Below are 23855 nucleotides of genomic sequence, written 5' to 3'. Positions count from 1 at the left end.
GGGAAGAGGGAAGCTCAACCCCGTGGAGTGGACAAGACGGGACGGGAAAAGGGAGCTAAAGTGCGGGGTTTCTTTTTTGGACCGTGCTAGCGGTCCCTTGGATCGCGGTAGGGCTCTGGCACTGAGGGAGGAACGTCATTTGGGGGCTCCATGTTGTTTGCTTTCAAAAGGGAGACCGCGAATTCACTAACAGGAAAGTTCTTGGCGGTGCGGTCGCCGTATTTGAAGCCGTTCTTGTAGTCGATCTCGATGATGCGGTAGCCGCGATGGCGGGCTGCCTTGAACCACAAGTCTTCATTGAACCCCTGCTCAAGCGCGAGCAACATCCGCAAGAGGTTGAGAGACAAGGCGGGTTCTTTATCCAGTAGGAACTCCTCCGAGTGCTGGGAAATCTCCCGGTAAAAGTAATTCTTCAGAGGCGCGAGGAGGAAGGTGAATGCGGCCGCGTCTTTCGTTACCCGTGGGGCGCCGCCCGCAAAAACATGGAGGGGATCCCGGTCTAACATCATGAGCCAGAACCGACGTTCTTTCTCACACACCTTTTGACCCGATTGGGCGGTGGATCTCGCCAATCCCCAGAAAATGGTCTTCTGCTCCGGCTCATTGGCCTCCGCCGCAATCTTGAGCACGTCCGCCACCAGCCCGCGGTTGATGAGACTGAGCAACAAGCCCTTTCGGATCCCGGGCTCTGTGATCCCGGCGAGTGCTTCCCGGATTTCCTGGTCATCGAAGAGGCTGTCGAGCTTACGAGTCATCGCGAACCAATTCGAACAAGTCTCGGTATCGATTGCTCGCTGATAGATTTTCTTTTCATCCTTTTTCGAGAGTTGCTCGTTTCTCAGAAGTTGAAAGGGAGTGTTCTGATAGACTTTCAGTAGCGGAGGACCTTTCTCCTGCATGGTGAAGCAGTAGTCGACCAGGGTTTGTGGGGACGCTGCGGGATGATGGTTCTGGGCGAGAAGCTCGCGGGCGCGCTTGGCGTAATCCTCCAAATTGGAAAACTCTGCGGAGAGTGCCTCAAGGTTTTCGCAGAAGGTTTCGTAGTTCGCCTCGTTGGCCGGGCTGGGCGGGTAGTAGCGACTGAGCTGAATTGCCAACAAGGCTTCTTCCAGGGTCTCGTCTTCAAGTCCGGAAGCAAGCTGGCGCCGAAAGTAGTCACGGTCGAGGAACAAGCCTTTGCACCAAATTGATACCGGCCCATCATAACTTGGCTTGCTCATGTGATCGCCACGATGGCGCAGGGGGAGGAGTTTTCAAGGTTTCAAAAGGAGGCGCTTTTTCCGAACCTGAACGACTGGGGCAAGGTTCTGCCGGTTGGGTGCTTTGAAGCGCTCTCCTCGAAAATCTTCGTGAACCTATTTGAAGACCGAATCCAGTCCCATCGCCGAGTTCCTCATCGTCTCCGGAAGGGCTTCCTGCGAACGGTTGCGGAAGAGGCGATAGAGAAAGGAGAGGAGATTGAGGGTGAAGAAGTGGTCCATCACGCGGCGATAACCTCGCTGACGGCGTAGCAGGAGCTTGGACATCAGCATGAGGGTGCGGCCCTTCAGCGGTGAGGGGGAGAAGTCGGTCTTGATGCGGTAGCGGGCCCGGCCCTTCGCTGGCCAAGCGGCCTTGTAAGCGCGCTTGGCGGCTTTGATTTCGGCAACGAGTTCTTCGTTGTAGCTCGAGAAGTAGTAGGTGCGGGCCAAGTGGATGAGGGCGCAGGTGTCGCGCATGAAACGAAGGTCATCGACGGGCCAGCCCACTTCTTCGCCCAGTTCCAGCACGCGGGGAAAGCGTTGCATCGCCCCGGCGGATTCCTGCAGGGCGGCCTCGTGGTCTTTCACGAAGTGGCGCAGAATTTTGCGAATGGGAGAGTGGATATAAAGCGAGTCCCAGTAGATGTGCAGAAGGGGAGGAATGCGCACCCGGCGAAAGAACAGTTTCTGGCGGGCGAATTCCGGGATGTAGTAGAGGGTCTCCACGATGTGCCGGGTGTGTTCTAACAGCTCGGTGGCGGCGGGTCCTTTTTCCGGACCCACCAGCTTGGCAATCGACTGGTTGGCCGAGAGCTGGCGGCGAAAGATATCGATGGCGGCGCGGGTGTTCACCTCGGCCCAGAGGGCGTTCTCGTCCAAGAAAGTCAGGCGCGTGAAGCGGTGCCATCCGCCGGTCTGACACCAGACCGAGACGCCTCGCATGTTGGTGGCGGAGGCGAGCTCGTCGCGCATTTGTTCACAGTCGGGACCGATCCAAGAAGGGAACTCGCCCGCTCCCTCGTATTCGCGGCGGGCCTGCAGTTCGAGGATCTTTGGACCGGGGTAACCGAAGAAGGCCTTGTTGAGCGGCAGATGGCGGAAGAAGTCGGACTCGGCCGGCTTCATGGAAAGGATGAAGTGGTCGGACTCGATGCCTGCCAGCGCTTCGGAGAGTCGTCCGCGGTGCCAGATGAGATCGCCGATGCGGTGGGCCCCGACCGTCCAAGTGCGCAAGATGATTTCCTTGCCCCGGGATTCGGCATGAGGGAGGAGTCCGCGCAGAAAGAGGTTCACCTCCTTGGCGGATCGCACGTGCAGGTTGGAGCGCAACTCGTCCTCCACGTCCAGGCCATCCGACTCGCCAATGCGCAGGATGAGACCTTGCACGCTGGGGTGACGATCGCAGAAGCGGTTGTAAAGATCGTAGAAAAAGGCGGTGCGCGCCTCGAAGTCATTGCCCACTCGCTTTTCTGCTTCGGGCGAAAGGGTGATGACGTCGGCGGTGACCCAAGCCTGCAGTTCGAGCTCTGTTAGAATCGCGAAGAGGCGCTCAAATTTTTTCGCGAAGAACTCGAGCTTTTGGTTCATGGCCTCGCCGTGCCAGGGGTGGGGCGTGAGGTGGGCGAGGTCATCGAGGGTGAGGGCATTGTAGCCCAGTTCTTTCGCTTGAGTTGCCAACCTGCGGAAGTCCTTTTCCAATTGGTCCCAAAAGGAAGCACCCTCCGGCCCGTCGAGGGGGAGATGGGCGAATGGGATCTTGGACCAGTTGATGCGGGGCTGGTCGAGCGCTCGAAAGAACGGGCCGATTGCGTCGAGGAGGAAGAGGTTCACGTAGGAAGGTGGTCCCTCAACCTAATCGACGCCGGGAGGGAACGAGAGAATGATTCGTGACAAATTCGTCACTTTTCCGCCAAGTTTCCGGGCACGAAATCCGGTCGGACTCAGCCTTCGTAGTGGTCGGCGATCCATTGGTTGAGCAAGCGGACGCCAAAGCCGATGGCGAAGGATGGTTCGCGTGGATCGGAGCGGGAGTTCTTGCTGGAAGTTCCCGCGATGTCCAGGTGGACCCAGGGGGTCTCGTCCACGAAGCGCTGGAGGAATTGAGCCGCAGTGATTGAGCCGGCTTCGCGTCCGCAGGAATTCTTCATGTCAGCGGTCTCGGAATTGAGAAGCTTGTCGTAGGCGGGTCCCAGCGGGAGGCGCCAGGTTTTTTCATCCGCGGTCAGGCCGGATTGCATGAACTCGTCGGCGAGCTGATCGCTGTTGGTGAAGAGGCCCGCGTGCTCGTGCCCGAGAGCCACGAGTACTGCACCTGTTAGAGTGGCGAGGTCAACCATGGCGCGTGGTTGGAAGCGTTCCTTGGCGTACCAAAGCGCGTCGGCCAGGACGAGTCGTCCCTCGGCGTCGGTGCTCTGTAGCTCAATGGTTTGTCCCGACATGGAGGTGATCACATCGCCGGGGTTTTGTGCCCTGCCGTCGGGCATGTTTTCAGCCAAGGCGACCAAGCCGATGACGTTGGCCTTGGCACCGCGCTGGGCGAGGGCCTGCATGGTCCCGACCACGGCGGCGGAACCACCCATGTCCCCCTTCATATCCCACATGCCACTGACGGGTTTCAGGGAGATGCCGCCGGTGTCGAAGGTGATGCCTTTGCCGACGAGGCAGAGAGGGGCCTCTGATTTTTTGCCCCCCATCCACTTCATGATGACCAATTGAGATTCCCGCGGAGAGCCTTGTCCGACTCCCAGAAGGGCGTTCATCTTGAGGGCCTTCATTTCTTTCTCTCCCAGGACTTCGACCTCCAGTCCCACCTCCTTTAGCGCCTTGATTCTCTTTGCGTAGGCTTTGGGAAACAAAACGTTTGCAGGCTCATTGACGAGGTCGCGGGCGAGGAGTTGGCCCTCGCACACGGGGCCTGCGAACCGTTGATAGGCGGAGCGGGTGGCCGAGCGATTGTCGCCGGCGATTCGCAGGTGGGTGATGGTCGTGGCGGTGTGCGGAGCGGGCTTGAAGCGATGCTTGTCAAAGCGATAGCCCGCGAGTTGGGCTCCAACCGCAGCGCTGGCACAAGCTTCAGGAGAAAGGTCCAAGCCATCGAGTTGGAAGGTGAGGGTTTTCTCGGCTTGGGTGCGGAAGGTGGCCATCACTTCGGCTGAGAAGGTTTCGGGGTTAAAGTCCTTTTTCGAGCCGACATACCAGAGAACGAGGGGGCTGTTTTTCCTATCGGGCAGGCCGTGGAGAACAAGGTATGAGCTTGGCTTGTAGTCCAGCTTGGAGGCGGTGAGGGTCGCGGCGATTTCCTTGCGGGTCTTCTCTGGAAAGTTTCCGGCGAACTTCTTCTTGTCGAAGACGGGAAGCACGGTGAGACCGGAGGGTGAAGTTTGGGCGGACACAAAGCTGACTTTCATGGGTGGAATCAAAGCGTATTTGCGAAGAACTGGCACTTCTATTCTCTCGTGATGGGCGCTTGTTTTGATGGGATGGCGAATTTCGTGCTAGTTTGCCGTGAACGAGTTGGTGGGTGATTCTCAAATTTCTGAATTTTAAGAAGGGGTGGCGCAATATTAAGTATTCTTAACTAAAAGAGATTTAGCAACAGACTCTCTCCTTTTTCCTTATGAAATCAAGGTTTGGTCGGGGTTCCTAAATGAGGGAAGTTGCTGATTGTTAATAATCCTCAATTACTCTTGGATTTTTTTAAAAAATCTCAAAAGGTGCGCTGCCGATGAAAAAATTATTCCCCCAGATTTTTTTCACCCAAAGTCTCCTCGGAACTGTCCTGTCTCTTTACGGACAAGCAGCTCCTGTTGTGAGTGTCAGCCCGACCACAACCAGCGAAGCCGCAGGCTCCGCGCAAATTCAACTCGTCTTGTCGACGCCGGCAACCGGAGGAGAGAGTTTGACCGTGGAATTGGTGCCTGTGACTGCTTCGTCCCAGGACTTTGAGCCCCTGAGCTCTTCGACGATAGAATTTGCCGCCGGTGCGAGCTCGGCGCTGGTGACGGTTGAGTTGGTGGATGACGTTTTACCCGAGATCGACGAGAGCTTTCAACTGGTCATGTCTGGCCCGACAGGAGTCACCCTGGGGACGCCGACCACTACCCACACGATTACCAGCGAAGATGTCGAGATCGCCTTGCCTGCATTCTTTTCCGACGGAATGGTGCTGCAGCGCGACAAGGGTGCGAAAGTGTGGGGCTTTGCCTTGCCCAGTAGCGCGGTGACGGTTTCCTTTGCAGGTCAAAGCCAGTCGGCGACGACGGATGGGAGCGGGCGTTTCGAGGTGACATTCAATAATTTGGCGGCCACTTCGACGGGGAGTCCGCTTGTGATTTCCAGCCCGGGGACCACGACCCGGACCATCGCCGATGTGGTGGTGGGCGAAGTCTGGATGGGGGCGGGGCAGTCGAACATGGACTTTCCGCTGAATTTTTTGCCCACCGCAGAAAATAACAATGAGATCGCCAGTGCGAACGATCCCTTGTTGCGAATCTTCGTCCCGACCGAGCAGGCCCGACCCGAGCCGCAGGTGCTTGTGGGCGGGAGCTGGTTTGCGGCGACTCCGGGCTCGACGGCAGATTTTTCCGCCCTTGCTTACTACTTCGGCAAGCGGTTGCGCGCCGAGTTGGGGGTGCCGGTGGCGATTCTGGAATGTGCGTGGGGCGGGCAGCCGATCGATGGGTTTATTTCCGAAGAGAAGTTGGGAACCTTTGAAGAAGGGCTCAGCGTTTTGGCGGCGCGGGACTATTTCTACGGGGTCTATGCTGATGAGCTGGCTGCCTTTGAGGCGGAGCATGCGGCTTGGGTGGCGAATCCTGTCGGTCCCGAGCCTGTTTTTGACGCGGATGACCCACGGTTCGGCGCTTATATTGGAGGGCAGCTATTCAATGGGATGGTGGCTCCGATGGTGGGGTATGGGATGCGCGGTATCCTTTGGTATCAAGGGGAGGGAAACTCCTTCGCGTTCAATACCAGTGACTACGCGCCGCTGTTGACCGCGCTGGCGGAAGATTGGCGCGAGCGCTGGGGAGAGCAATTGCCCTTCTATTATGTGCAGCTTCCCAATTACGTGGATGGCAATTTGCCCTTGTGGGTGGATGTGCAGGATGCGCAGCGACGTTCTCTGGACCTCCTGCCGCGGAGCGGAATGGCGGTGACCAATGATATTGGAGATGTCAGTGATATTCATCCGGCCAACAAGTCGGACTTCGCCGATCGGTTGGTCCGCTGGCCCTTGCACAATGAATACGGGCAAGCCGCGATTGTGCCTTCGGGGCCTCTCTATCGGGGGGCGACCCGGCAGGGATCTTCGGTCATCGTGGAGTTCGACTACAGTGTGGGACTGACGACTCGCGATGGACTGGCCCCGGGCGGCTTCCAGCTGAAGCGAGCTGATGGGTCTTGGGAAAATGCTGCCGCGAGTTTGAGTGGGGAAAAAGTGGTGGTCTCGGCTGCCTCGGTCTCCGCACCAGTAGCGGTGCGCTACGCCTGGGAACAGGATCCTACTGCGGCAAATCTGGTGAACGGAGCAGGTCTGCCCGCGAGTGTCTTTGAAGCTGTTCCAACCGTGGGGGTGCTGGAGCTGTATCGCGATACTTTCAACGATCTCGTGTTGGGATTGAACCCGGATGCGGCCAACGGCTTGGTCAATATTGGAACCACCGGAGACGCGTGGAGCGAGGCGAGTGGTCAGATGACTTACTCCGGAGAGGGAGCCAACAATCGGGCATCGGTTTACACTTTGAATGACTTCGACGTGACTAGTGGTTTTACCCTGGAGGTCACTTATTCAATTGAGAGCCTCGCTGCGGGCAATAACAACCAGTTCTCCTTCGGGCTTGTGAGGGACTACGTGCCCGGTGTGAACAATCCGTTTTTGAATAGCTCGCTCAATGCGGACGGGATCGGATTTAGTATTGCTGCGGGAACAAGTGGTGGCCCCAATCAAGGGCTGATGCGGAGTGTGGCTGGTAGCAGCGCTTCGACTCTGACTCTGGAGAGTCCTTTCCAGAGCGGAACCGGTGGGGCTCATACTCTGACTTTGACGCTGATCCCGGACGGCAATGGGGGGGCGGATTGGAGCTACTCGTATGATGGAGCCGCCGCGGTGACGGGGAATTTTGCTGTTTTTGACTTTGTGGGAGGAGGCTACAGCTTCATGGCCCATGGGCGGGATGGTTTGATTGAAAAGTCGATTCAGGAAGTGTCTCTTTCCACCTTCGGAGCGGGGCTTCCGGTTTTGACCGCAACGGTATCGCCCACCAATGAGGGCCTGATTGGGCTGCCCATCACCTTTACCCTCTCGGAAGCGGCGACGAGTGAGGTCTCGTTTCAGTTCGACACGGTGGCGGGTGATGCTTTCCCTATTCAAGACTACCTTCCCTGGTCCAATGGTTTGGTGGAATTCGCAGCCGGCGAGACCGAGCAGTTCATCGTGTTGACTATGATTGATGACGCGGTCATCGAGCCGGACGAAAACTTCTCCCTCGCTCTCTCCAATCCGATCGGGCTGTTGTTGGCCAGTGACACTGTGCCCCTGGTGATCGTCAATGATGATTCCGTCCTGGATGACTTCGGGGACAGCTATGGTCTCCCGACTGCCGAGCGCATGATTGCCTCCGACGGGGATGGTGATGGGGTTGGCCTGTTTTTGGAGTATGCCTTCAATCTGGACCCGACAGTTGCGGCAACTCCCGACTATGTGCCGGGTCAATTGTTGCCCTTCAACAACGAGCCGTATGGGCTTCCGGTTCTCAGGACAGAAACCGATCCTGTCACGGGGGTGACGACCATCAAGTACCAGTATATTCGCCGGACGGATTCCGCGCCCAAGGTCACCTACATCACCGAAGTCAGCTCGGATTCTTTGAACTTCACTCCGGCAGAACCCGATGAAGTGAGGCAGATTGCGACCTTTTGGGAAGAGGTGACGGTCATCATTGGCTGCACGCAGTCGGATACCAGCCGCTGTTTCGCGCGGGTTCGGATTGAGGTGGAGGATGACGATGGTGACGGAGCTTGATTGAGTGCGGCCGGGTCGGTTGATACGACTTTGCGACCTTTTCTCTTTTTTCGATTTTCATTTTGCAGTCTTGCGGCAGTTTGGGGGCCTTGAGCGAAACGGTGTCAGAGGAAGAATTGGAAGTCGCGGTCCCGACTCTGGGCGAGGACTTGAAGACGCTGGTGAAGGCGCGTCTGAATTTGTTCGTGATCATCACGACCTTCTTTGGCTATGCGATTGCTTGTCGGGGAGGGGGATGGGAGTTCTGGACCTTGCTTCATCTCATTATCGGGACGACTGCTTGTGCCTTTGGATCGGCGGTTTTCAATCAGCTCTCGGAGGTCGATAGCGATGCTCTGATGAAGAGGACGGCCAATCGTCCTTTGCCCTCGAGGAGGATGGGGATCGTTCCGGCCTTTGTCATTGGCTGGGGGCTCTGCGCTTTCGGAATCGTGCACCTCTGGAGTATGGTGGGCTCGACTCCGGGATGGATTGCGGCTGCCACTATTGTTGTTTACGTCTTCATCTACACTCCCATGAAGAAGTGGAGTTCGACGAATACCCTGGTCGGGGCCATTCCGGGAGCGCTTCCTCCTTTGATTGGTTGGACTGCTGGGGGAGGCGGCTTGGATGAAGCCGGGGGGTGGTATTTGTTCGCGCTTCTCTTTCTCTGGCAGCTTCCTCACTTTGTGGCCATCAATTGGTTGTGTCGGGAGGAGTATGAGCTGGCGGGCTACAAAATGTGGTCGAACGGTGATGTCAGCGGGAAGCGTAGCGTGGGGCTGGCGGTCGCATTTTCGGTCGGATTGGGCGTGCTTTCAGCGGCTGTTATTCCCCTTGGTCTGGCGAGCTGGCCCTTCGTGATTCTAGGACTGCTGTTAGCAGCAATGCTGGTGGCGACCGGGCAGAGATTTTTGCGCAGCGGCGAGCGGGTCCATTTTCGCAAGTTCTTCTTGGCAACCTTGCTTTACCTGCCTCTGGTGTTGGTGGCGTTGCTGATTTTCTGGCGAGTCTAAAGGAGTATTAACTTTGCCCAAGTCTGCTTGCCTCTGCGGGAAAAGGCGTTAGCTTCCCCGCACGTGAAGTTGAGAGCCGCCGAGGGCCTGGAGCCAGCAGATGTCGATCCCGCCCAATTACGAAAGACCGCCTTTATTCTGGTAGGTCTCATTCTGATTGGGGCGGTGGCGGTGACGGCCTCTTACATTGCGACGGCAAAGAAGCAGCAGGAGGACTTCCGGCCGGCCTTTGTCTCCGAGTTGAAGGGGCACATGAAGTTCCAGTTGTCTGACGGGACTGTGGTCAACACTTCGGAAATCGAGGAAGATGTCTGGCTCTATTATCAGACTTCCTTTGAAGAACGCGACAGTCACGAGGAGCGCGAGAAAGCCCTGGCTCTTCTTCCCGAGGAAGGCGTCAAGCAGGTGGTGTTCTTTGTGGATATGGATCCCAATCGGGAAGAAGACCAAGCCAAAATGGCGACCTTGGAAAGCGAAGAAGGGGTCTGGAAAGTGGCGGCCAAGGCCAAAGTGCTCGAAAAGTATCTCAAGTCCGGATTGCGGTTTGGAACCATCCCGCATGTTAAGGATGGCAAGTTGATCTATGATTCCTCGGTGGCCGTGCTGAAGCGTGACCGCCCCGAGGGGAAGAATCCGCGGATCCATATCCGTGGTGAAATGTTTGATTTTGCCAGAGCGGCAGCCGAGGCTGAGAAGCGCGGCATGCCCGAGGCGGAGAAAGGCTATCGCGAGGACTGGTTCCTCCGCACAATCAATCACCTTCTGGAGGAAGGTGACCCTACCGATTCGAAATGACCGATAAAACGAAGATTATCCTGATGTATGCGGGGACCGCGGTACTCGCAGTGGCTTTGATTGGCACCTTCACCTGGTTGCGGGTTGCACAGGAGAATCGCGAAAAGTCCGCGATTGAGAAGCGCCTGGCAATCGATGTGGGACGAGCGGAAAAGGTCGAAATGGCTCGCTTGGAAAAGGACCTGACTGCGACCAACCAGGCGGGTGAAGAGGTGAGCATCTCGCAACTCAAGGACAAGGTCTGGGTCGCCACTCAGTTTTTTGCGGAATGCCCCAATTGCGCGGCTCGCAACGGGGATCACTTGGTGGACTTGTATAAGAAGTATCAGGATAATCCTGATTTCCAGATGGTCTGTGTATCGGTTGATCCCGAGACGGATGACGTGGAGCGCTTGCAGGAATATGCGGTCAATCTGGGAGCTGACATTTCCAACTGGTGGTTCCTCACCGGCGACCGTGAGACCTTGCATCACTACATGGAGGAGGAGATGAAGTTCCTGTCGGTGCGCGAGCGGACCAACGAGGACGACATCGCCCGCGAGGGCCGGTTTGCCCACGACATGGGGGTGGCGGTTTTTGGAAAAGGTTTGGTAATGAGGGAAAAGAAGGATCTTCTCTGGGCCCGTGAACAGAGCCCGGAACTCTACGAACACTTTGAACAGCAATTGACGAGCGCAATTGACAAAGCGCTGGCGGAATAAGGAAAGATGAGCGAACGGATGCGATATCTGGGCAAGGCGTCGAATGACGAGTTGGCCCGGAAGATGATGAAGGTGGTGTGGGTTCTCAGCGTGGTGGTGCTGGGATTGGTGGTGGCGATGCGCCGGATTAAGCTGCCTTTACCCGAGGGAGTGGACCTGACTTTTTTACCAGCAGTTAATGCGGGGTTGAATACTGGAGTGGCCCTTCTGTTGGTGGGTGGATTGGTCGCGGTTTTGAAGGGACGAATCACTTTGCACCGCATCCTGATGAGTGTGGCGGTGCTGTTCTCGGTGGCCTTTTTGCTCTGCTATGTGGCCTATCATATTACTACCGGGGAGACGACTTTCGGTGGAGAGGGCTGGATCAAGACGGTCTACTATGTGATCCTGGTTACTCACGTCGTTCTGGCAGCAGTGAGCTTTCCTTTCATCCTGATGACGCTGGTGTTTGCGGCGACCAATCAGTTTGGGAAGCACAAGCGGCTATCCCGTCGCATTTATCCGATTTGGCTCTACGTCGCGGTCACTGGCCCGATTGTCTATCTGATGTTGAAACCCTATTACGCGTGAAATGAAGTTTGTTGATTATTCCGAGGCGAGTTCCCAAGACTTTTTGCAAAGCCTGGACCGCCGTGCGGTTCCCTCCGCCCGCGTGCGCGAGGTGGTGGCCGGCATCATTGAGCAAGTGCGGTCCCAAGGGGATGCCGCCCTGATTGAATTGACGCAGAAGTTCGATGGCGCGGATCTCAGCGGGGGGCTGTTGGTTACTGCAGAGGAATGGGCTGCGGCGGAAGCCGCTACGGAAGAGCGCACCAAGGAGGCGATTGCGGCTAGTCTGCGTAATATTACTTTTTTCGCAAAAAAGAGCCAACGGCAGGATTGGTCGGACCACAATGAACAGGGCGTGCAGGTCGGGGAACGGTTTGTTCCTTTCGAACGGGTGGGTTGCTATGTCCCCGGGGGAAAAGCTCCTCTGGTTTCGACCGCGCTGATGACGGCCGGATTCGCGAAAGCCGCGGGCGTAAGGGAAATCGTGGCGGCGACTCCCTGTGGTCCCGACGGAACGGTTAACGCGGCTTTGCTCTATGCTTTGAAGGCGGCGGGGGTGACGGAGGTCCTCAAGGTGGGTGGTGCCCAAGGGGTTGCTGCTTTGGCCTTGGGCACGGAGTCCATCGCTCCGGTTCAGAAATTGGTGGGCCCGGGCAATAGCTATGTGGTGGAAGCCAAGCGGCAGCTCATCGGAGCAATTTCCATCGACCTGCTGCCGGGGCCGAGTGAGATTATGGTTTTGGCCGACGATTCGGCTCGAGCTGATTTTGTGGCCGCTGATTTGTTAGGTCAGGCGGAGCACGGACCCGATAGTGTGGTCGGCCTGGTTACTCCTTCTCGGAATTTGCTTGAGGCGGTTTTGCTGGAGATTGACAAGCAGGCGCAATCCCTTAGCCGTGGTGATTACCTCCGGCAGGTCCTCGCGGACGGGGCCTTTGCGATTGTGGTGCCGGACTTGTCGGTGGGGGTGCAGGTTGTGAATGCCTTTTCGCCCGAGCACCTTTCTCTAGTGGTGGAGGATGAAGAGAGTTGGCTTCCCCGCATTTTGACTGCTTCCGCCATCTACGTTGGATCGCTTTCCCCGGTTGCCGTGGGTGACTTCTTGGCAGGACCAAGCCACACCTTGCCTACCGGAGGGAGTGGAAAGAGTTTCTCGGGCTTGCGGGCGGACCAGTTCCAAAGGAGGATCAGTGTGGTGCGCATGGATGCTGATTCCGTGGCCCGTTCGGTGGAGGCTGTTGAGGAGTTCGCTCGGGTTGAGGGCTTGGATGCGCACGGGCAATCGGTGCGAATCCGTGTCAGTGGGGACTAAAGAAGGTTTTCCCTGAGGCTCTCCTCGCGCACTATCATTTCCGTGAAGAAGGCGAAAGAAGAGCGCAAGAAGGTCTATGCCGCGAAGAGGTTCGCGCGTGGGGCCATGATGTGCCCCTCTTGTCTCTATACTTTGGACGAGTCCGTTGAGGCTTGTCCCAAGTGCAAATTCTCGGGTCAAATTGCAGTGCAGAAATTTCCGTTTCCCGCTCCTCCGTTGGGACCGGTTCTGGACCCAAACAACTACTTGTCGGAGGAAGAAAAGTCGGCGGTCACGAAGAAGGTGCTGAAGCTCCAGAAGCGCTTTCCGCAAGTTCGGTTCTACAATTGTGTGGTTCCACTTGGCGAGGAGGTGAATCTGCGCGAATTCGGTTTCTGGCTCTTCAATGCCAGTCAGGTGAAGGAAGGGGATTCCGCCAAGTCCTTTGGGATTCTTCTTCTAGTCGACCCCAAAGAGAGGATGATCTCGGTCACGGTGGGCTATGGGATGGAGGTCGTCGTTACAGATAGCGAGTGGACCAGAATTTGTCAGGATTCCCGTGACCTGTTCTATCGGCAAAAATACGGTCAAGGGATTGAGACCTTTCTGAACCGCACTTTCGATGTTCTTTCCGAGCGAGCATTGGCGATGCAGAAGGAGGTGAAGCGATGAGAGGTCTACCGATGAGCTTTGTGCTCATGTTGTTGGCGGTCCTATCCGGTTCGCTCATGGCATTGGACCTAAAAAGTCCTCCCTCGGGTGGAATCTACGATCCGGGAGGAGCCTTGAACCAAGAGTATACCACCCTCATCAAGAATCGAATTGCCTACGAAAAGTCGCATCGGCAGTTCGAGTTGTTCGTGATCATCTTTGAGCAAGAGCCTTCCCAAGGCGCCCGGGTCTTGGCCAAGCAAGCGGGCGAAAGCTGGTCCGATGGCGAATACTGGAGTGTGGTCTATCAGGTGGGAGCGAAGGGGGAGCCGGACTGTCTGGTAGGTGGCACGATCATGGGGAGACTGCCGAAGGCTTTGCAGGATGTGAATGTGAGAGGGGCCCGGAACACGGCGCTCTTGGTGACCACTCCGCAAAGTCGCCTGGAAGCGATCGTCAACAACCTCTCGGATAATTTCGGTTTTCTCTACGTGCGGGCCAAGCAGCGGCACGAAGAGGAGGTCAAGAAGCTTGAGGTCGCCTATCTTGCTGAAAAGAAGAGAAAAGAGAATCTCGTTGCCCTTGGGACCGTTCTTGCGGTGATTCTGGTGGGGCTGGCCGTTCTGGGTTTTGTTCTTTGGAAAAAGCATCTCCGCAAGTTCAAGCCCATGGAGTTCCCCGTGACTTCGTCGCGACGTCGTCTTGCTGCTCCGAGCAGCGGAGGAGGTTCTGTCTTGGTCAAGTATAGCCGAACGCACTAGCCCCCGCCGATTTCCCCCCAATGAAGACTTTAGTTGCCACGGCATTGTTCCTGACTCTCTTCCTGAATTCCGCCTGTCGTGAGAAGTCCGGGGAGAAAGAAGGTGCTGCAAAGATGGGCGTGGCCCAAGTGCGGTTCTCTCCCGCGGAGGGAGAGACTTGGACCTATAAGGCGGAGGTGAAGCTCGATCCGTCGGCGCGCTTTCCAGCAGGTCTGATTGATACGGGGCCGGAGGGGAGCGCTTCTACTTTTCAAAAGACCCGGCGTTATCTGGGCTTGATGCCTGTGACTGCGGACAGTGATGAGAAGGCGCACTGCTTCGAAATTTCCAAAGATGGTCGGGTGGAGGAGCGCGAGTTTAGCATTTTCAATGAAGAGGGGATTCTCGCCCGAGCGTGGCAAAAGGCGGGAGGCGAACGCATGGTCATCGAGCCGACCGTATTAGTGCCCGCCCAAGAGCCTCCGGGATCAGTATGGAGCCGCGAAGTTCCTGATCCGAATAACCCCTCGGGCTCGCCCATGTTCTCGCGACAGTTCCAATATTTCGGGAAGGAGCAGCTTCAGGTCATGGGGCAAAGCCAGACTGCGCACCGGGTGAAGATTTCAGGAAAGACCGGTCCCCTGCATCTGCAACGCGACCTTTGGTTTGTGGACAATCTGGGTTTTGTGAAGGAGCGCAAAGCTTATTACCTCATCATCGAGAGTGACGCGGAGGCGAGTAGCAACAAGCGCATCGCCCTCATTGAGGAAATCCTCGTCCAACACGAGATTCCTGAAAAGTAGTTGTCTAGGCCAGTTTGGCGGCGCTTTCTTCCAGCTGGTCGAAAAAATCGGCTCCGAGAGAGGGAAGCTCCAAGGCGGCAATCGCAGTTTCGTAGTCAGCCAAATTCTTGGCGCCGAGGCAGATGCTATCGTGTTCCGGTTGATCGAGAACCCATCGGATGGCGGCTTGGGACATGCTGTAATTCTCTGGCAATTTGTCAGCGAGTACGGCGTAGCGGAACAGGTCATGGCCTGCAAGGTGTTGACTCCGGTTGTCGTTGGGGTCCCATGCGGGCTGTTGGGAGAAGTATTTTCCGCTCAGTCGCCCCTGAGCCAAAACGCCCCGCACCTGGGTGCCGATGTCATGCTGACCGCAGAATCGGGTGAGGTCGGAGGCAGGATTGAGGAGGCTGCTGGGGAACTGAACGACATCGAGAAGGCCTTCTTCGTGCAAGGCCTCGGCCATCTCCAAGCTCCCGGTGGAAATTCCGAAGAAGCGGATCTTTCCGGCGTCGCGAGCGGCTTCCAGAAGACCCCGTGCCTCCTCCAAGTCAGCTGGATCGGGAGCACAATGATAGAGGTAGATGTCGATGCAGTCCGTTTTGAGCCGTTTCAGGGAGCCTTCCAAGCTCGGCAAGATGGTGGGAGGGCTGGAGTCATCGATTCGCGTCACCCCTGGTCCCACCCGGTAGCCGAATTTGGTCGAGATGATCCACTGGTCGCGCTGCCCTTCCAAGGCCAGACCCGTACGCCGTTCGGCTTCGCCGTCACCATATTGCTCGGCGCTATCGATGAAGTTTAGCCCCCGTTCACCCAGCTCCCGGATCAAGCGGATGGCATTTTCCTTTCCTGGATCAGGATGTCCGTCGGCCTTGCCGTCAAAGTTGACCGGACCAGCCAACTGCCAGGTCCCGACACACAAGGGCGATACTTTCAGCCCCGTTTTTCCCAAGGTTCTCAACGTCATCTGCTGGCGAGCCTGCCATGCGCGACCCCTTCCGCAAATAGCGAAATCGGGACTTCAATCGCTCAAGGGCTGACGCCAGGGAAACCGGCCCCGCAAGGTGTAGAAGGCACAAGGAAGCCCGAGGGTGACGAAGGCGGCGAGGGCTGACAAGATGCTTAAGAGTTTGTCGCTCCAACTTTCGCCCGATTGCGCGGGCTCAACCACTTCTTTAAAGAGTAGAAAGGCAGTTGCTAAAAATGCGGCGGAGGTGACCACCCGACCGGCAAGGGGCACTCCCCAAAGTGCTAGTAGGGCTGACAAGAGAACAAACTCCAGCGGGAGAATAAGGAGTAGGGCCGTGTTGCTCAGCGGGATTCCGGAGGTAAACCCAATGTAGGCAAAGAAGAGCATGACGAGAATGAGGAAGGGCGAAACACTCCAACGGATGAAGCGGCTGGCTCCTCCTTGCAGCCCGATTTCGAAGATTCTCATGCTCGGTCCAAAAGGGATTTGCGCTTTCCAATCGTGATGTGGGGATCGCGGAGATAGAAGGGTTCAGCGAGAGTGGCGAGGAGAGTGTCCCTTTCCGCTGGGCTCCGTTTGGCAAAAGCTGCTGCGAGCCGTCCCGCCTCGGACTGACGATTTTGAATGAGCGCTTGCAACTCTTCTGCGAGCGGGAAGCGTTCCGCCCGATCAAAGGAAAAGACTTCCTCTCCCCGATTGCGGCTGTCCGCGATGGCGTCGGCGAGTTCCTCGAGGTTGCCGAGGGCGAAGTCGCCCTCAACCCGGCCAGTCTGTAGTCTTTGTCGTGAAAAGCTTCCCCGTCGGGCATCTCCGATAGCGAGAGCCCGGGCGGTCTCCATCGGCACGCCTTCAAAGGAGCAGATGGGGGCGACCGAGCACTGATGAACCAGTGCGATGCCTTGCGCTGCCGCGATTCCCACCCTTGAGCCATTGTAACTGCCCGGGCCAATTCCCACCACCACGGCCGAGAGAGCTTGCACCTCGGCCATCACCTCCTCCAAGGGGTCCCAGAGCGAGGCCGACGGCTTGCGTCCAGCGGGAAAAGAGCGCTCCCGCACCACTTCTCCTCCTGTCCACAAGGCCACCGAACCGGTCTCCACACTGGTCTCAATGGCAAGGATTGGGGCGTCATTCATGGGCGAGGAATAAAAGAGTGTGACAAGAAAGAAAAGAAGAGCTTGAAACTCGGCGCAGACTTCGGCATTTTCCCCGCCTCGCGAGGCCCCAGAGGGTTTCCGAGACCGGAAGGTTATAAACGGAGGCTTAGCTCAGTTGGTAGAGCAACTGGTTTACACCCAGTAGGTCGGCGGTTCAAGCCCGTCAGCCTCCACCATCCGCTCCCACTCATTGTTTCTTGTGGGGTTTTCTTTGCGGGGAATTGATACAGGGAAGTTGTCTTTTTTGAGAAGGCCTTGTTGCATGATTGTAACTCTTTCCTTCTCCAATTTTTTTATATGTTGGTTGAATCTAAAGAAGGATTTCCTACGTTCTTCCCTTCATAGTTTCATGAAAAAGCTGACGACAATTTTTCTGGTGGCTGCAGGGGTAGCCGAAGGCCAAGATGCTGTTATGGGGGTGAGCGCCCTCGAAGAAACCATCGTCACGGGAAAGGCCCAAGACGTGATTGGTGAAGTGACCACTTCCACCCAAGGGCAGGCAAATAACGAAGAGCTCAGTCAGCGTCCGTTCCTAAGACGAGGAGAGTTGTTAGAGGTCGTGCCGGGAGTAATTATCACGCAACATGCGGGGGGTGGTAAGGCCAACCAGTATTTCGTGCGAGGGTATAATCTCGATCACGGAACGGACTTTCACATCGGGGTCGATGGCATGCCCGGCAACTACCGGACCCACGCCCACGGGCAAGGTTATGCCGATCTGAATTTCATCGTGCCGGAGTTCGTTGAGCGTTTGGATTACTTCAAAGGACCATTCTTTGCCGAATACGGTGACCTATCGACTGCAGGTGGGGCCGACTATACTTTGATTCCGTACTTGGAGCAGGGAATTGCCAGTTTCTCCTATGGAGAGAATGACTATTATCGCGCGCTGCTTGGCAATAGCTGGGAAGCGGGCGGCGGTTTTTTCACCTTCGGAGGAGAGTTCACTCACGAGGATGGTCCATGGTTGCGGGGAAATGACTACAATCGATACAACGGCCTCATCAAATGGTATACGGGAGACGAGGATAACTTTCTCAGTTTGACGGCTCTGTTTCATACCGGCGAATGGAATTCCAGTGACCAGATTCCTCTCCGTGCGGTGGAGTCGGGACTACTCGATGAGTACGGAGCCATCGACGATACGACTGGTGGTGATACCGAGCGGCACAGCTTGTCCTTCAAATCCAAGCGGACCGAAGGCGACTGGGTCTTCCGCACCGAGGCATGGGTCGGACACTATGCTTTGGATCTGTTTTCAAACTTTACCTACTTCACCGATCCGGTGAACGGCGATCAATTTGAGCAAGAAGAAGAGCGGATCTTTGCAGGGCTCAACATTGCAGCCGATTGGAGCCATGGCTTGGGTTCGCTCGAGAGCCGCTCGACCTTGGGCTTTCAAACCCAGCATGATTGGATTGATGATATTGGGCTCTATACCACCAATGCGCGTGTTCGCAATGGCGTTACCAATGTGGATGATGTCTATCAGGGAAGTTATGGAATCTACTTTGAGAATGAAACTCGTCTCACTGATTGGGCGCGGGTTATCTTGGGAGCGCGAGGGGACTTCTTTCACTTTGATGTCGAGAGCGGAGATAATCCGGCCGATACTTCGCACGATTGGGATGCCATCTTCAGCCCCAAGGCGGGATTGGTGCTCGGACCTTGGAATGAGACCGAGTTCTACCTGAATGCCGGAATGGGTTTTCATAGCAATGATGCCAGAGGGGTTACGGCCGCGATTGATCCGGTCGATGCTCTGGTGCGGACCCGGGGAGCTGAAGTGGGAATGCGCACTCGTGCCATCGAGGGGGTAAGCGCGAGTATCGGGCTTTGGTGGTTGGATAGTGACAGTGAATTTGTCTACGTTGGAGATGAGGGAACCACCGAGGCGGGGCCCGCAAGTGAACGATACGGGGTGGAGGCTTCTATCTATTGGCGACCTCACGAGTGTTTCACCTTCGATGCCGAGTATGCGTGGAGTTATGCCCAGGCGGATGTGGGTCCAGGTGAGTTTTCTGCCATTGATAACTCGGTCCCCCATATGGCTAGTGCGGGGGTAACGATCGGTGGAGACTACGGGTGGTTCGGCTCACTGCGCGGGCGCTATTTCTCCCGTCGTCCACTCTTGGGGGAGAGTTCGAAGACCAAGTCCCGCGAGAGTATTCAAGTGAATTGCCGGGTAGGGTATCGCTGGGAGAATCTCGAAGTTTCGCTCGACGTCCTCAATATTCTCGATCGCGAGGATCGGGACATTGAGTATTTCTACGAAAGCCAGTTACCAGGTGAGGCTGCCCCAGTGGAGGGAATCCACTATCACCCTGCGGAACCTCGTCAGATTCGCGCTAATGTGACCTATCGCTGGTAGGTTGCGTTGGCGAAGGTCAAAATAGCGAGCATCCAAGGATGCTCGCTTGCCTCCCGGCCAAAGAAAACAGCAAGGTTTCGAAATGAGAATAGTTTTGATCTGGATGGCCCTGATTCTCACGGGACCGGGGGAGAAGAAGCTTTCCATTGAGGCCTTTTGGTTGGGGAAGGTGCGATTCTTTGAGGAGATTCGGCCGGAATATGGAGAAGAACCGATGACGCGGCACGCCCCCGAAGTTTCCGTTGGGGAGAGTCGGTTTTTCGATGAGGGCGATGTCCTGTGGGACCTGAAAGCGCACTATGAGGCGGAAGGGATTTCGGCCGAATGGTTGGTCTACAACGAGACCACGGGTTACCTCGTTGCCAAGGCTGAGGAGCATGCCTTGGGTGCTCTCGAGCTTCGGCATTTTCCGTGGGATCATCCGAAGAACATGATTCTCGAGTTTGCTCTCTTTGAAGTGGCGGACTCTCGTTCGCACTGGGTGGATTGGTCCAAGTATTGGCAGGGCGCCGGGAAGAAACTCTTGTTTGAAGAGCAGATAAGGTGTCGGAGCGGGGAAACGAGTGAGCAATCTTTCGCTTCCGGGGGTGGCTGTGCTGTCCACGTGGATTGTCAGCAGGTATTGTGGGGCGATTTGTCTGCGGTAGACGTCCGTTTGCGTCTTGAGGTTGAGGGAGATGCCAAGTCCTTCACTCAAGTAATCGCATTGAGTCTGCCTTTGGGGAAAGAGCAGTTCTTCGAATGGGGTGGGCTAGGGGAAGGAAAGACTTGGGTGGCAAAAATCACTCCCACTGCGCGCCTGGTTGGTGGTCCGTCCTTGAGCGAGTGGCATTTGGGAAAAGAGCTGACAATTGGGGTTCTTGAAAAGTCTCCGTTTCGCTGGGGTTTCCAAAGATTGCGGCCAGATGGAGAACACCAGCTGGTGATGTGGAGGGTCTATGATGGTTTTATTGACGATATAACCTTGGATGAAGAGGATCCTTTTGCTTCAGACGGGGGCGAGAAGGAACCCAAGTACTCGGTATTGACTCCCCGGAAAGTTCCAAAGGCTCTGAGAACCTATTTTCCTCGCGAGCAATGGAGGGATGTCAGTCAAGCTTTCGAGGATTCCGGGCTCGAGTTTGGCAATGGAGACGCGGCCTATCTTGGAAGTTTGAACGAGATTGTCGTCGTTCGGCACCGTGATGAAGGTCAGCTGGACCTCGTAGATCAGATTCTGATGGTGATGGATGGAGATCCGCCTTCGTCAATCAGGCTTCATGCGGCCTTGCTCTGTAATAGAGAGGGGAAGAGGAATCTAGTGGCGGAGATTGGCCAAGCCTGCCCTCCCGGCGAGTTGGTGGAATCCAGCTGGAAGAGTGACGGTAAGGATTGGAAGTTGGAAACGCAAGGAACCCTCGGAGCAGGGGGGCAATTTGTAGATGCGAGAATCTATTCCGCCTACGAACAGGAAGGGGTGAAGCAAGAATTGAATACCGGATTCACTTACGCGCCGGGTCACCCGCAGGAGTTCATACTGCATAAAACAGCCGAAGAATCTTGGATTCTCCGGCTGGAAATCGTGCGGGTGGATTCGGCTGGCGAGACCTTTGAGGACTGGCAGCCCTGAAGTGTCTGGGTTTTTCCCGCCTACTGAACCGCAAATTTGATTGTCGCGCTCGAGGCCACTTCTCCATTGAGCAGGCAGCGGCATTCCGCTTGGCCAATGCCACGACGGAAGGAAACGATTTCGGCTTCGATGAAGAGGGTGTCGCCGGGAGTGACGGGCTTGCGCCATTTCACTTTGTCCGCAGACATGAAGTAGCCGACCTTGCCTTGGTTTTCTGGAATGCGCAGAACGAGCACGCTGGCAGTCTGAGCCATGGCCTCGAGTTGAAGCACACCGGGCATCACAGGGTGGCCGGGGAAGTGGCCTTGGAAAAAGTCTTCGTTGAAGGTGAGATTTTTGATCGCGGTGCAGGTCTTGTCGGTGAAGTCGATGACGCGGTCAATGAGGAGGAAAGGATAGCGATGGGGAAGAATCTTGAGGATGTCAGGAAGGTGAAGGACAGCCTCGCCCTCGGGAATGGTGACTGGGGGAACCGAGGTCTTCATCTTGGCATACTCTTTCTTCAAGAGAGCCGCCATCTTGGTGTTGGGTCCATGGCCGGGAGCCACTGCGATGACGTGTCCCAGAATCCGCTTTCCGCCTAACATGAGGTCGCCGATGAGGTCGAGGGCCTTATGGCGGGCGAACTCGTTGCCAAATCGACGGGGCTCTTTGGACATCACGTTCTCGCCGCGGATGACGACTGCGTTTTCGAGTGAGCCGCCTTTGATGAGGCCTTTTTCCAGGAGAGGAGCCACGTCTTCGTAGAACGTGAAGGTGCGAGCGGGCGCGATCTCCTTTTCGTAAAGCTCGGGAGTCACTTCGCCAGAAAAATGCTCGGTATGAAGGTCGTTGCGCCCCACATTGGTAACGGTGAGACGAAACTTGTTGTCCGGCACGATGGTGATGAGAGAGCCGTTGCCGAGATCGAGGTGAAGAGGCTCGCGGATGTGCCAGGTTTTGCGCGGAGCTTCTTGCTGCTGAATGCCGGCTTGCTTGATGAGAGCAACGAAAGGCGCGGAGGAGCCATCCGCGATGGGGGGCTCGTTGGCATCCATTTCGATGAGGGCGTTGTCGATTCCCATGCCCACGAGGGCGGAGATGACGTGTTCGACGGTGTGGACGCGATTGGAGCCAACGGAGAGAGTGGTCGCTCGCTCGACGGTTTCGACAAGGTCGACGTTGGCAGGAATGAGCGGCTTGTCAGGGAGGTCAACCCGACAAAAGACGAAACCGTGGTCCTCGGGAGCAGGCTTGAGAGTAAGAGTGACTTTTTCGCCAGTGTGAAGAGAGGTGCCTTCCAGCGAAGCGGGCGCGGCGAGAGTGTTTTGCATGTCGGCCATGGGGAGGCGATTAATGGGGAGAGAGAGGCTTTTTGAATAGGCAAAAGTGAGACAGGCGCACAAGGGGATTGCTGGAGGAGCTCGGAACGGATTGGCTAAAGGGATGGCGAAATTAGCGGAGATAGTTGAATTTCTCGATCAGGAGCTTCGGACAAACGAGGTTCCAGACTACCCGGGAGCCCACAACGGCTTGCAATTGGAAAATGGTGGAGAAGTTGATAAGGTGGCCGTGGCGGTTGATGCCAGTCTCACGGTCATCGAAGATGCGATCTCAGTCGGAGCTGATCTTCTAGTCGTCCATCATGGCATGTTCTGGCGGGGGGTGAGGATGATGACCGGTGGAAACTATCGTCGGCTAAAGGCCGCGTTTGATAGTGGTTTGGCTATTTATAGCTCGCATATTCCTTTGGATGTTCATCCTCAATGGGGAAATAATGCTGTTGTAGCAAAAGAGATTGGTTTGGAGGTCGATACGAAGTTTCTGCCATGGAAGGGTATCGAGCTCGGGATTAGTGGGCAGTGGACCAAGACTTGGGAGGAGCTCATCGCGACTGTCGAAGCAAAGGTGGGGCCAATTATTTCATCGGTGAGGTGCGGTGAGCAGGTCGGCAGGCTTGGGGTGATTACGGGGGGGGCTGGAAGTGAGGTCGAAGCGGTGAAAGCTTCTGGTATTGATACCTTTCTGACCGGGGAGGGGCCTCACTGGAGCTTTCCGTTGGCCGAGGAGTTGGGGTTGTCAGTCATCCATGCGGGCCACTATGCCACCGAGACCTTCGGAGTTCGCGAAATCGGGCAAAAACTAGCAGAGAAATTTGGCTTAAAATACGACTTTCTGGACCATCCTACAGGGTTGTAGACCCGTGAAAAATCTTAAACTGTTGAGTCTGTGAAGATTGAGTGAAGAGAGGGACATTTGGGTCTATCAGTCACTTTCTTGCTCAACGAGTCGAAAAAAGCCTTGCGGTCTGTTAGTGGGGGCAGTAAAACATTCCCCGAAAGCGCGGGTATAGCTTAATGGTAAAGCTCCAGCCTTCCAAGCTGATCATGAGGGTTCGATTCCCTCTACCCGCTTTCCCCCTCACAATCTAAAACAGTTCATCCTAGGAGAACAAATTATGAAAAGAACACTGAAATTCGCTCTCGTGTCCGCCTTTTTGGCCGCCACTCCAGCGGTCGTTGCGGCCGACTCGGTAAAGAGCTGCAAAGAAATCCAAGCTACCGTTGAGAAGGCGGTAAAAGCAGACGAAGCGAAGGTCCTTGAAGTTGTGGAAGCGCAAGTTTCCGCGAATTCGGGTTGCGCATGTGAAGTGGTGAAGGCTGCTATCATCGCTACCGAAGCAAATAAGGAGCTTGTGCGCCAAATCGTTGAAGTGGCGATTGTTGCTGCTCCAGATGAGATGCGTCTTGTTGCTCAGTGTGCGGTTGCGGTTGCTCCTGATTCGGTGAACGAAGTTCAGAAGGTTCTTGCTTCTTTCGACCCGCAGAGCGGCGAAAGCGCTGTTAGCTCCAAGGGTGGAATGAGTAAGGGTGGTCTCGATAAGGGAAGCCCTCTTCCTGCTGGAATTGACAACCCCCTTGATGGTCCTTTGACGAAGGGTGGTCCTGGTGGAGATCCGTTCCTTCCGATCTTGCCTCCTTTCCAGCCGCCAACACAAACACA

General features: G+C 56.1%; 20 protein-coding genes and 2 tRNA genes. 15 read left to right on the top strand and 7 right to left on the bottom strand.

Going from position 1 to position 23855, the window contains the following annotated elements; all coding sequences use genetic code 11:
- Positions 1-86: 86 nt before the first annotated feature.
- The 3 genes from IE099_RS04100 to IE099_RS04090 form a co-directional block, all read right to left on the bottom strand.
- Complete coding sequence (locus IE099_RS04100; protein ID WP_189567617.1) at positions 87-1220, bottom strand: hypothetical protein; 1134 nt, start codon at positions 1218-1220, stop codon at positions 87-89.
- A gap of 135 nt (positions 1221-1355) precedes the next feature.
- Positions 1356-3071: a hypothetical protein gene (locus IE099_RS04095; protein ID WP_189567615.1), complete on the bottom strand. Its 1716-nt coding sequence runs from the start codon at positions 3069-3071 to the stop codon at positions 1356-1358.
- A gap of 110 nt (positions 3072-3181) precedes the next feature.
- Positions 3182-4648, bottom strand: coding sequence for a leucyl aminopeptidase (locus IE099_RS04090; protein WP_189567614.1), 1467 nt, complete (start codon positions 4646-4648; stop codon positions 3182-3184).
- A 317-nt stretch (positions 4649-4965) separates the two neighbouring features.
- Between IE099_RS04090 and IE099_RS04085 the strand changes: the two genes are divergently transcribed.
- The 9 genes from IE099_RS04085 (at position 4966) to IE099_RS04045 (ending at position 14787) form a co-directional block, all read left to right on the top strand.
- The gene (locus IE099_RS04085) at positions 4966-8262 is read left to right on the top strand and encodes a Calx-beta domain-containing protein (protein WP_189567612.1); all 3297 of its coding nucleotides are present in this window, start codon (positions 4966-4968) and stop codon (positions 8260-8262) included.
- Between the two features lie 101 nt (positions 8263-8363).
- A complete protein-coding gene (cyoE, locus tag IE099_RS04080; RefSeq protein ID WP_229809377.1) occupies positions 8364-9257 on the top strand; it encodes a heme o synthase in 894 nt (297 codons plus the stop codon).
- A 63-nt stretch (positions 9258-9320) separates the two neighbouring features.
- A complete protein-coding gene (locus tag IE099_RS04075) occupies positions 9321-10052 on the top strand; it encodes a hypothetical protein (RefSeq protein ID WP_189567608.1) in 732 nt (243 codons plus the stop codon).
- Positions 10049-10753: an SCO family protein gene (locus IE099_RS04070; RefSeq protein ID WP_189567606.1), complete on the top strand. Its 705-nt coding sequence runs from the start codon at positions 10049-10051 to the stop codon at positions 10751-10753. The genes IE099_RS04075 and IE099_RS04070 overlap by 4 nt, the downstream gene beginning before the upstream one ends.
- Before the next feature lie 6 nt (positions 10754-10759).
- Entirely contained in the window at positions 10760-11323 is a 564-nt protein-coding gene (locus IE099_RS04065; protein WP_229809376.1) for a DUF420 domain-containing protein, read from the top strand.
- 1 nt (position 11324) lies between these two features.
- A complete protein-coding gene (gene hisD, locus IE099_RS04060) occupies positions 11325-12614 on the top strand; it encodes a histidinol dehydrogenase (RefSeq protein WP_189567604.1) in 1290 nt (429 codons plus the stop codon).
- Positions 12615-12656: 42 nt separating this feature from the next.
- The gene (locus IE099_RS04055; RefSeq protein WP_189567602.1) at positions 12657-13265 is read left to right on the top strand and encodes a TPM domain-containing protein; all 609 of its coding nucleotides are present in this window, start codon (positions 12657-12659) and stop codon (positions 13263-13265) included.
- Positions 13262-14005 (top strand): hypothetical protein, encoded by a 744-nt coding sequence (locus IE099_RS04050; protein ID WP_189567600.1) that lies wholly within the window; start codon positions 13262-13264, stop codon positions 14003-14005. The genes IE099_RS04055 and IE099_RS04050 overlap by 4 nt, the downstream gene beginning before the upstream one ends.
- Before the next feature lie 20 nt (positions 14006-14025).
- Positions 14026-14787, top strand: coding sequence for a hypothetical protein (locus tag IE099_RS04045; protein ID WP_189567598.1), 762 nt, complete (start codon positions 14026-14028; stop codon positions 14785-14787).
- Positions 14788-14791: 4 nt separating this feature from the next.
- On the opposite strand, the gene IE099_RS04040 is transcribed toward IE099_RS04045, so the two are convergent.
- From IE099_RS04040 to tsaB, 3 genes are read right to left on the bottom strand one after another with little or no spacing between them, the layout of a single operon-like run.
- Positions 14792-15733, bottom strand: a complete 942-nt coding sequence (locus tag IE099_RS04040; protein WP_189567596.1) for an aldo/keto reductase — start codon at positions 15731-15733, stop codon at positions 14792-14794.
- A 54-nt stretch (positions 15734-15787) separates the two neighbouring features.
- On the bottom strand, positions 15788-16204 hold the full coding sequence (locus IE099_RS04035) for a hypothetical protein (protein ID WP_189567593.1): 417 nt from the start codon (positions 16202-16204) through the stop codon (positions 15788-15790).
- Positions 16201-16872, bottom strand: coding sequence for a tRNA (adenosine(37)-N6)-threonylcarbamoyltransferase complex dimerization subunit type 1 TsaB (tsaB, locus tag IE099_RS04030; RefSeq protein ID WP_189567591.1), 672 nt, complete (start codon positions 16870-16872; stop codon positions 16201-16203). Before tsaB ends, IE099_RS04035 begins: the two co-directional genes overlap by 4 nt.
- A gap of 121 nt (positions 16873-16993) precedes the next feature.
- Here tsaB and IE099_RS04025 point away from each other — a divergent pair.
- From IE099_RS04025 to IE099_RS04015, 3 genes are all read left to right on the top strand, one after another.
- A tRNA-Val gene (locus IE099_RS04025) sits at positions 16994-17069 on the top strand.
- 173 nt (positions 17070-17242) lie between these two features.
- The gene (locus IE099_RS04020) at positions 17243-19264 is read left to right on the top strand and encodes a TonB-dependent receptor (RefSeq protein WP_189567589.1); all 2022 of its coding nucleotides are present in this window, start codon (positions 17243-17245) and stop codon (positions 19262-19264) included.
- An 82-nt stretch (positions 19265-19346) separates the two neighbouring features.
- The gene (locus IE099_RS04015; RefSeq protein WP_189567588.1) at positions 19347-20873 is read left to right on the top strand and encodes a hypothetical protein; all 1527 of its coding nucleotides are present in this window, start codon (positions 19347-19349) and stop codon (positions 20871-20873) included.
- A 20-nt stretch (positions 20874-20893) separates the two neighbouring features.
- Here IE099_RS04015 and IE099_RS04010 read toward each other — a convergent pair whose 3' ends face one another.
- On the bottom strand, positions 20894-22195 hold the full coding sequence (locus IE099_RS04010) for a bifunctional UDP-3-O-[3-hydroxymyristoyl] N-acetylglucosamine deacetylase/3-hydroxyacyl-ACP dehydratase (protein ID WP_189567585.1): 1302 nt from the start codon (positions 22193-22195) through the stop codon (positions 20894-20896).
- Between the two features lie 103 nt (positions 22196-22298).
- On the opposite strand from IE099_RS04010, the gene IE099_RS04005 reads away from it, so the two are divergent.
- From IE099_RS04005 to IE099_RS03995, 3 genes are all read left to right on the top strand, one after another.
- Positions 22299-23051 (top strand): Nif3-like dinuclear metal center hexameric protein, encoded by a 753-nt coding sequence (locus IE099_RS04005; protein WP_189567583.1) that lies wholly within the window; start codon positions 22299-22301, stop codon positions 23049-23051.
- A 144-nt stretch (positions 23052-23195) separates the two neighbouring features.
- Positions 23196-23266: transfer RNA gene (locus tag IE099_RS04000), tRNA-Gly, on the top strand.
- Positions 23267-23310: 44 nt separating this feature from the next.
- On the top strand, positions 23311-23855 hold a 545-nt coding region (locus tag IE099_RS03995; RefSeq protein WP_189567581.1), incomplete at its 3' end, for a hypothetical protein.

The organism is Roseibacillus persicicus (genome assembly GCF_014651675.1).
GTDB lineage: Bacteria > Verrucomicrobiota > Verrucomicrobiia > Verrucomicrobiales > Akkermansiaceae > Roseibacillus > Roseibacillus persicicus.
This window is presented reverse-complemented; position numbering and strand designations above follow the sequence as displayed.

Coding starts and splice junctions, on each gene's coding strand:
- IE099_RS04085 (WP_189567612.1), top strand. CDS start 4,966: ATGAAAAAATTATTCCCCCAGATTTTTTTCACCCAAAGTCTCCTCGGA.
- IE099_RS04045 (WP_189567598.1), top strand. CDS start 14,026: ATGAAGACTTTAGTTGCCACGGCATTGTTCCTGACTCTCTTCCTGAAT.
- IE099_RS04035 (WP_189567593.1), bottom strand. CDS start 16,204: ATGAGAATCTTCGAAATCGGGCTGCAAGGAGGAGCCAGCCGCTTCATC.
- IE099_RS04050 (WP_189567600.1), top strand. CDS start 13,262: ATGAGAGGTCTACCGATGAGCTTTGTGCTCATGTTGTTGGCGGTCCTA.
- IE099_RS04065 (WP_229809376.1), top strand. CDS start 10,760: ATGAGCGAACGGATGCGATATCTGGGCAAGGCGTCGAATGACGAGTTG.
- IE099_RS04015 (WP_189567588.1), top strand. CDS start 19,347: ATGAGAATAGTTTTGATCTGGATGGCCCTGATTCTCACGGGACCGGGG.
- tsaB (WP_189567591.1), bottom strand. CDS start 16,872: ATGAATGACGCCCCAATCCTTGCCATTGAGACCAGTGTGGAGACCGGT.
- hisD (WP_189567604.1), top strand. CDS start 11,325: ATGAAGTTTGTTGATTATTCCGAGGCGAGTTCCCAAGACTTTTTGCAA.
- IE099_RS04010 (WP_189567585.1), bottom strand. CDS start 22,195: ATGGCCGACATGCAAAACACTCTCGCCGCGCCCGCTTCGCTGGAAGGC.
- IE099_RS04040 (WP_189567596.1), bottom strand. CDS start 15,733: ATGACGTTGAGAACCTTGGGAAAAACGGGGCTGAAAGTATCGCCCTTG.
- IE099_RS04090 (WP_189567614.1), bottom strand. CDS start 4,648: ATGAAAGTCAGCTTTGTGTCCGCCCAAACTTCACCCTCCGGTCTCACC.
- IE099_RS04070 (WP_189567606.1), top strand. CDS start 10,049: ATGACCGATAAAACGAAGATTATCCTGATGTATGCGGGGACCGCGGTA.
- IE099_RS04005 (WP_189567583.1), top strand. CDS start 22,299: ATGGCGAAATTAGCGGAGATAGTTGAATTTCTCGATCAGGAGCTTCGG.
- IE099_RS04020 (WP_189567589.1), top strand. CDS start 17,243: ATGAAAAAGCTGACGACAATTTTTCTGGTGGCTGCAGGGGTAGCCGAA.
- IE099_RS04100 (WP_189567617.1), bottom strand. CDS start 1,220: ATGAGCAAGCCAAGTTATGATGGGCCGGTATCAATTTGGTGCAAAGGC.